We start from the raw sequence: 1498 nt of genomic DNA, 5'->3' as shown, positions 1-1498 counted from the left end.
TGACCGCCTCGACGCGGTCGGGAACCTGCGGGTCGTAGTTGCCCGGCCACATGTCCTCCCCCACGCCTTCCACGAAGTAGGGCCGCCCGGTGCCGCCGGAGTAGACCGATCCGTCGGGGTCCGCGGCGATGACCTGTACCGGCCCGCTGGCCCGGTCGGCGGAAACCTGTTTCAGGTAGCGTCCGGTGCCGGTGATGGTTCCACCGGTGCCGGCACCGATCACCACGTGGGTGAGCTTGCCGTCGGTGTCATTCCAGATTTCCGGTCCGGTGGTCTCAAAGTGGCTCTCCGGGGCGCCGGGGTTGGAGAACTGGTCGGGCTTGTAGGCACCGTCAATTTCGCGCACCAGCCGGTCCGAGACCCCGTAATAGGAGTCGGGCGAATCGGGGGCGACCGCGGTGGCGGTCACCACGACCTCGGCACCGTAGGCACGCAACACGTCCCGTTTTTCCTCGCCCACCTTGTCCGGTGTGACGAAAATGGTGTCATAGCCTTCAGCTGCCCCACCATCGCCAGCCCCACACCGGTGTTGCCGCTGGTCGGCTCCACAATGGTGCCTCCGGGACGCAGGGCCCCGCTCTGCTCGGCACGCTCCACCATCTTCAGGGCGATGCGGTCCTTGATGGACGCCGGGGTTAAGATATTCGAGCTTGACCAATACAGTGGCCTTGATGCCGTCAGTCACCCGGTTGAGTTTGACCAGGGGCGTGTTTCCGATCAGATCCAAGACTGTGGACGCATACTTCATGTCAAGCACTTTACCGCCGCAGGTCATCTAAGTCGCCGCGCTGCGTAGCTTTGCGTCATTGAATTGACAGGCATCGTCCACCCGGGGACGCAAAGGGTGAGCATTGCAGAATTCAGGGAGGGAACCGAAAGCTTGTCGCAGCAACCATTACCGAAAGTGGCGCAGCAGCACTGGCTGAGCCCCGAGCCGATTGACCTGCGCTCCACCCTGTCCATCCTGCGCCGGGGCATTGCGGATCCAACGATCCGCTTGGAGCAATCCCAGGCCTGGCTGGTGTTCGCCACCATCGACGGGGATGCGACGCTGCGCATTGAGCTGGAGGCCGACCGGCGTTCGGCGAGCTTCAGCGCCTGGGGCCCGGGCGCGCAATGGGCGCTCGCCCAAGGGCCGGCGCTGCTGGGGGCCGAGGATGATTGGAGCGGGTTTGACGAGACGGCGTTCGCCGTATCGCTACCCGATGTGGTGCGCCGCAGCCGCAGCGAACACCCGGCGGTGCGCCTGCCGCGCACCGGAAGGATTTTTGATCATGCCGCCGGGGCAATCCTGGAACAGCGGGTAACCGGGATCGAGGCGAACTACGCCTGGCGGTGGCTGATCAGGCACTATGGGCGCCCGGCCCCCGGGCCCGCACCGTCGGGGATGCGGCTGTTTCCGCTGCCCGAGGCCGTGGCCGGGATCCCGCGCTGGCATTGGCAGCAGGCACGGGTGGAACACAGCCGTGCCGCCACGATGATCCGCCTGGCCCACGTG

The 1498-nt window shown here is 66.0% G+C and carries 2 pseudogenes; one reads left to right on the top strand and one right to left on the bottom strand.

What is annotated here, in order from left to right:
- Positions 1-748: pseudogene (locus JCM19049_RS13925) on the bottom strand (PLP-dependent cysteine synthase family protein); the annotation flags it as partial.
- Positions 749-904: 156 nt separating this feature from the next.
- On the opposite strand from JCM19049_RS13925, the pseudogene JCM19049_RS13920 reads away from it, so the two are divergent.
- Positions 905-1498, top strand: a pseudogene (locus JCM19049_RS13920) (3-methyladenine DNA glycosylase); the annotation flags it as partial.

It is taken from the genome of Arthrobacter sp. JCM 19049 (genome assembly GCF_001310435.1).
Note: the sequence above shows the minus strand (reverse complement) of the source record. Positions and strands in the feature narration are given on the sequence as shown.